Below are 6489 nucleotides of genomic sequence, written 5' to 3' on the forward strand. Positions count from 1 at the left end.
CGTTGGCGTTCAGGGGCAAGGCATCCAGCACGGTGATGGACGAGGGCAGCATGTAGTCGGGCAGGGCCGCGGCCAGCGCGCTGCGCAGCGCGGCCATGTCCAGGCACTGCCCCTGCTGCACCGAGACAAAGGCGGCCAGCCGCGCGCCGTCGGCCGCCTGGCGGGCGACCACCACGGCCTCGCGCACGGCGGGGTGGGCCAGCAGTTGCGCCTCCACCTCGGCCAGCTCGATGCGAAAGCCGCGGATCTTCACCTGGTGGTCCACGCGGCCCAGGTAGTCGATCTGGCCGTCGCCGCGCCAGCGCACCAGGTCGCCCGTGCGGTACAGGCGCTCGCCCGTGCGGCTGGCGGGGTCGGCGACAAAGCGCTCGGCGCTCAGGCCCGGCCGCCGCCAGTAGCCGCGCGCCAGGCCCACACCGCCCAGATACAGCTCGCCGGCCACACCGCGCGGTACCTCGTTGAGCGCGGCATCCAGCACATGGGTACGCAGCCCGGCCACGGGGCGGCCTATGGGCACGGACAACGCGCCCTCGTCCCGGCAGTCCCACCAGGTGACCTCGATGGCCGCCTCCGTGGGGCCGTAGAGATTGAGCAGGCGGGTGCCGGGGAAGGCCTGCAGCACGGCTGCCTGCAATTCGGCGGACAGGGCCTCGCCGCTGCACACGATGCGCTGCAGCCCCTGGCAGGTGGCGGCCACCGGGTGCGCCATGAAGGCCTGCAGCATGGACGGCACGAAGTGGATGGTGCTGACCTGGTGGCGCGCTATCAGCTCGGCCAGGCGCCGGGGATCGCGGTGGTCGCCGGGGGCGGCCAGCGCCAGGCGTGCGCCGGTGGTCAGCGGCCAGAAGAATTCCCAGAAGGAGATGTCGAAGCCGAAGGGCGTTTTCTGCAGCACCGTATCGCCCGGGCCCAGCGGCTGGTGCATCTGCCCCCACGCCAGGCGGTTGCACAGCGAACGGTGGCGGTTGGCCGCGCCCTTGGGCCGGCCCGTGGAGCCCGAGGTGTAGATGACATAGACCAGGCTGTCGCCATGCAGGGCAACGGCCGGGTTGTGGGCCGGCATGTCCTGCAGCCGGGACGCCAGGCCCGGCACATCGACCAGTCGGGCCCTGCAGATGGCCGGCAGGCGGTCCCGCACCTGCGGCTGCACCAGCACCAGGGACACGCCGCTGTCCTCCAGCATGTAGGCGATGCGGTCGGCCGGGTGCTCGGGGTCGATGGGCACATAGGCCGCGCCGGCTTTCATGATGGCCAGCAGCCCCACGACCATCTCGATGGAGCGCTCCATGGCAATGCCCACCGGCACGCCGGGCCGCACGCCCGATGCGATCAGGTGATGCGCCAGCCGGTTGGCGCGCGCATTGAGTTCGGCGTAGCCCAGCGTGGCCTCGCCCAGGCACAGGGCCGGGGCATCGGGGCTGCGCGCCACCTGCTGCTCGAAGCGGCGGTGCACGATGTCGCCGCCGTGCAGGACCTGGTCATTGCAGCTCCAGGCCGCCAGTTGCTGGCGTTCTTCGGGACCCAGCAGCGGCACCTCGTCCACGGCACATTGGGGCTGCCGGGCGAGGGCCTCCAGCATGGCCGCATAGTGGGCGGCCAGGCGCTGCATGCTGCCCGGCTCGAACAGCTCGCGGGCATAGACCAGGCTGATGCCCAGGCTGCCATCCGAGCGCTCGCGCACTTCCACGGTCAGCTCGAACTGCGCATCTGCGGCCGCCAGCGGCTGGCCGGCCACCGTCCAGCCCGGCACCTGCTGCAGCGCCTGCCAGTCCTCCACCAGATGGTTGAACAGCACCTGGAACAAGGGGCTGTGCGCCAGGCTGCGCTGCGGCTGCAGCGCCTCCACCAGCTGCTCGAATGGCAGCGCATGGTGGGCCTGCGCGCCCTGCGCCGCCTCGCGGGCCTGCTGCAGCACGTCGGCCAGGCGCATGCGCCCGTCGATGCGGTTGCGCAGCACCAGGGTGTTGACGAAAAAGCCGACCACGCCCTGCAGGTCGGCATGCGCGCGGTTGGCCACGGGCACGCCGACGCGGATGTCCTCCTGGCCCGTGTAGCGGTACAGCAGCGCCTGCCATCCTGCCAGCAGCAGCGTGAAGAGCGTGTCCCCCTGCTGGCGGGCCTGCGCGCGCAGCGCCTGCAAGGTCGCGCCGGACAGCTCGAAGCCGTGCCGTCCCGCCCGATAGCGTGCCAGCGCCTGGCGAGGATGGTCGGTAGGCAGGGCCAGCACAGGCTGGGCCTCGCCTGGGGGCACCTGCAACCGTTCCAGCCAGTAGGCCAGCGAGGCCTGCTGGCCTTGCTGGGCCTGCTGAGCCTGTTGAGCCTGCTCCCGCTGCCAGACGGCGTAGTCCACGTACTGCAGCGCCGGGCCGCTGTCCGGGGCGCCGGAATACAGCGCCGCCAGATCGTCCAGCAGGATCTGCATGGAGGCGCCGTCGGAGACGATGTGGTGCATCACCAGCGCCAGGATGTGCTCATGGGCCTGCAGCCGCACCAGGCCAGCCCGGGCCAGCGGCCCCTGCTGCAGATCAAAGGGCTGGGCGCACAGCGCCTGCAGCCATTGGGCGGCGTGCTCCTCGCGCTGCGCGGGCTTGCCCTGCGCGGCCTGCGCGGCATCCAGCCACTGCAGCTGCAGCTGCAGCCTGCCCTGGGGGTCCAGGCGCTGCTCGACCTCCCCATCGGGCCGGGCGTTGAATACCGTGCGCAGCGAACCGTGCCGTTCGGCCAGGCCCTGCACGGCCGCACGCAGGGCGCCTGCATCCAGCGGCCCGGTGATGCGCAGGGCGCCCTGCACGTGGTAGGCCGTGCTGCGCGTATCCATCTTCCAGAGAAACCATTGGCGCTGCTGGGCCGGCGTCAGCGGCAGGGGCATGGCGCGACGGGCCTCGGCCAGCGGGGCAATGCGCTGCAGCGCCGTGCCCGGCTGGCGCTGTTGGCACAGCCGGTCGATGTCGTGCGCCTGGTCGCGCAGCCGCGGGTGCTCGAAGACCCGCCCGGCCGGATACTCCAGGGACCATTGCCGGCAGATGCGCGCAGCCAGCCGCACGGCGGCCAGGGAGTTGCCGCCTTGCGCGAAGAAGTTGGCCTCGCCGGCCGGCCCGTGCAGGACATCGCCACCGAGCACCTCGCGCCACAGGCCGGCCAGCGTGCTTGTGGTGGGATCTGCCGCGCCCGCCTCCTGCGGTGCCTGGCTGCCGCCGCCCGCGAAGCGGCCCGACTCGAACACCGCCCAGGCATCCAGCGTGCGCGCGGACCAGCCTTGGCGGCAGGCTGCGCGCTGCAGCTTGCCGCTGGAGGTGCGGGGCAAGGCGCCGGGGTTGAGCAGCACGATCACCGTGGGTGCCTCGCCGCACTGCGCGCCCACGGCGGTGCTCAGGCCATCGACCAGGGCCTGGGCCGGCACCAGCTTTTGCATGCCGAACGAGACTTCGGCAGCGATGCCTATGCCCTCCCGGCCATCGATGTCCACCGCAAACGCGGCCACGCGTCCCTTGCGCACGGCTTCGACCTCGGCCTCGACCACGCGCTCGATGTCCTGCGGGTAGAGGTTGTGCCCGCGCACGATGATCAGGTCCTTGATGCGGCCCGCCACATGGACCTGCCCGCCGTGCACGAAGCCCAGGTCGCCCGTGCGCAGCCAGCGCCGGCCCGCATGCTCGACAAAGGCCTGCTGCGTTTGCTGCGGCTTGCCCCAGTAGCCCTGGCTGATGCTGGGGCCGTGCGCCCAGATCTCGCCCACGCGGCCGGGCTCCAGCACCTGCAGGCTGTGCGGATCGACGATGGCCACCGCATGGCCGGGAACGGCGGGGCCGCAGCCCACCAGCGCGGTGGTCTGCGAGGCGCCGGGGCTTTCCACGGCCCGGCCCTGGCCCAGGGCCTCGGTATCGAAGGACGTGATCGCGGCGCCCGCGCCGCAATTGCCGCCGGTGATGAACAGGGTGGCTTCCGCCAGGCCGTAGCAGGCATAGGCCGCGTCGGGCCGCAGGCCGCAGGCGGCAAAGCGCTGGGCGAAGGCCGTGACGGTGTCGGCACGCACGGGCTCGGCACCGGTATAGGCCAGCCGCCAGCTCGACAGGTCCAGCTGCGCCAGCTGCGACGGCTTGATGCGCTCCAGGCACATGCGGTAGGCGAAGTCGGGGCCGCCGCTGATGGTGGCGCGGTGGCGCGAGATCAGCTCCAGCCAGCGCACAGGGCTTTCCAGGAAGAGGCGCGGCGAGGTCAGCACCAGCGGCAGGCCGCTGTACAGCGGCTGCAGCAGGCCGCCGATCAGGCCCATGTCGTGGTACAGCGGCGCCCAGGACATGAAGCGGTCGCCCGCGCCGATGTCCATGCGCTGCTGAATGGCGGCCTCGTTGGCGATGAGGTTGCCGTGGCTGACCATCACGCCCTTGGGCGCCGAGGTGGAGCCCGAGGTGTATTGCAGGAAGGCGATGTCGTCGGCAGCCGGCGCATGAGGCCGCCAGGCGTCGGCATCGGCCAGGTCCACCTGGTCGGCGGCCACGGCGGCAATGCTGCCAAAGCGCGCATCGGCGCCGGGCAGGGCCTGCATCACTTCGGCCGTGCTGATCACGCAGGCCGCATCCGCGTCGCCCACGATGCCCAGCAGCCGCTCCAGGTGCTGCACGCGCAGCGATTCCAGCGGCGGCACCGGCACGGCGACCACGCCCGCGTAGAAGCAGGCCAGCATGCTGGCGGCGTAGTGCTCGTCGTTGTCCATCATCACCAGGGCGCGCGCGCCCACGGGGCACAGCTGCTGCAGCCGGGCGGCCAGCGCGCGCACGCGGCGGTCGAACTCGCCGTAGCTGTGGCTGCGCTCGACCACGCGGCCGTCCTGCACGGCGGCCACGGTGAGCCAGATGTCGTCGGGCCGCTGCTGCGCCAGTTCCCTCAGATGCTCGACCAGGCTGGCCGGCGCCTGGCCTGCTGCCGCGATTGCACTTTGTCCACTCAGCATGTCAGCTGCCTCCCGGGTTCTCAGAAACGGTCCAGATTGCTGCGCGGCTCGGCCATGGCGACGATGACCTTGCGCGGTCCCTTGAAGGGCGAGCGGGCATGGGCCACGAGCATGTTGTCCAGCATCAGCACGTCGCCCTGCTCCCAGGGGAAGCTGACGGTCTCGGCGTCCAGCGCGGCGCGCACCTCGGCGAAGATGTCGTCGCCGATGGTGGAGCCGTCGGCAAAGAAGGTGTTGCGCGGCAGGTTCTCGATGCCGTAGACCTCCTCCAGCACCTCGCGCTCCTCGGGCTCGCGCGCCGAGATGTGGAACAGGTGGGCCTGGTTGAACCAGACCATCTCGCCCGTGACGGGGTGGCTCTCCATGGCCTGGCACAGCTGGCGCGTGCGCAGGCCGTCGTCCTCCTTCCACTCCCAGTCCATGCGCGCATGGCGGCAGAAGGCCTCGACCTCGGCGCGGCTTTCGGTGTTGAAGACCTTCTGCCAGGGCACGTCCATCTCGCCGAAGTTGCGCACGTAGAGGATGCCGGGCTCGAACAGCTCGCGGATGCGCGCCGGAATGCGGCGGTAGACCGCACGGCTGTCGGCAATCGGCGTCTCGCCGCCCTCGGGCGATGCGGTGACGCAGTGGAACCAGATCTTCATGGGCCACTCGCGCGTGTAGGCCTGCTCGTTGTGCAGCGGAATGCTCTGGTGGGCCGGGTATTCGGTGGAGGTGTAGACGCCCGCGCCGCTGGAGGCCTCGACCGCGCTGCGCGGCGTGGAGGCGAATTCGTACTTGAGCAGCGGATGGCCGAAGGCCGAGGCGAAGCGCTGGAAGGTCTCCACATCGGGCACGCCAAAGCCGCGCAGCAGCACGCCGCCCGTGGTCAGCAGCGCCTCGTCGATGTCGCGGCGCAGCGGCGGCAGCGCGGCCAGCAGGTCCTGGCCCGGCTGGGCGGGCGTGATGAGCTGGGGAAGCAGCGAGCCCGCGGGGGCCTTGCGCTCGAAGCGCTGGAGGGTTTCGTTCATGTCGATTCCTTGGTGCGCCACGCAAGAGCTGCCGCGTAGCCTGGCGGCGCTGGAAGCGCCATCGCTTGAAAACCATTCCAGTCGGGGACCGCGCAGGCGATGGCCAGCCGTCCGTCCCCTCCCGGGCTGATGCCTATGGAGCGCAGGTGCTCGGCCACGCCAATGCCGATGGCCTTGAGCACGGCCTCCTTGCCCACCCAGCGCTGGTAGAAGGCCGCCAGCCGATCAGGCGCACGGCGCACGCTGGCGCGTTCCTGGTCGGTGCAGACGGCGTCGAGCATGACCTCGGCATCGAGGTCGGGCTTGTGCTGCTCGATGTCCACGCCCAGGTGCAGCACGCCACCGGGGTCGGCCAGCGCGATCAGCGCATGGCCGCCCGAATGCGAGACATTGAAGAGCGGTGCCCGCAGCGGGTCCTCGTCGACAAAGGGCTTGCCGTGGACGCCGACCGCCAGCGGCACATCGGCCGGGCAGCAGCCCAGCCTGCGCCCCAGCAGCCGCCGCGTGGCAGCGCGCGTCTGTGCGAAG

3 protein-coding genes are annotated in these 6489 nt (G+C 71.4%); all 3 read right to left on the reverse strand.

Annotation, left to right across the window (positions count from 1 at the left end):
* Window positions 1-4951 (reverse strand): non-ribosomal peptide synthetase (locus tag L995_RS15415; RefSeq protein WP_047472517.1); only part of this gene is annotated, 4951 nt, incomplete at its 3' end.
* Between the two features lie 20 nt (window positions 4952-4971).
* The gene (locus L995_RS15420) at window positions 4972-5961 is read right to left on the reverse strand and encodes a TauD/TfdA family dioxygenase (protein ID WP_016450666.1); all 990 of its coding nucleotides are present in this window, start codon (window positions 5959-5961) and stop codon (window positions 4972-4974) included.
* Window positions 5958-6489: 4'-phosphopantetheinyl transferase family protein (locus L995_RS15425; RefSeq protein ID WP_047472518.1), on the reverse strand; the 532-nt coding region annotated here is incomplete at its 5' end. The genes L995_RS15420 and L995_RS15425, both read right to left, overlap by 4 nt.

This window comes from Delftia sp. ZNC0008 (assembly GCF_000799035.1).
GTDB lineage: Bacteria > Pseudomonadota > Gammaproteobacteria > Burkholderiales > Burkholderiaceae_C > Comamonas > Comamonas tsuruhatensis.

Bases quoted from the DNA above. Each gene is read 5' to 3' on its own strand.
- L995_RS15420 (WP_016450666.1), bottom strand. From the start codon at position 5,961: ATGAACGAAACCCTCCAGCGCTTCGAGCGCAAGGCCCCCGCGGGCTCG.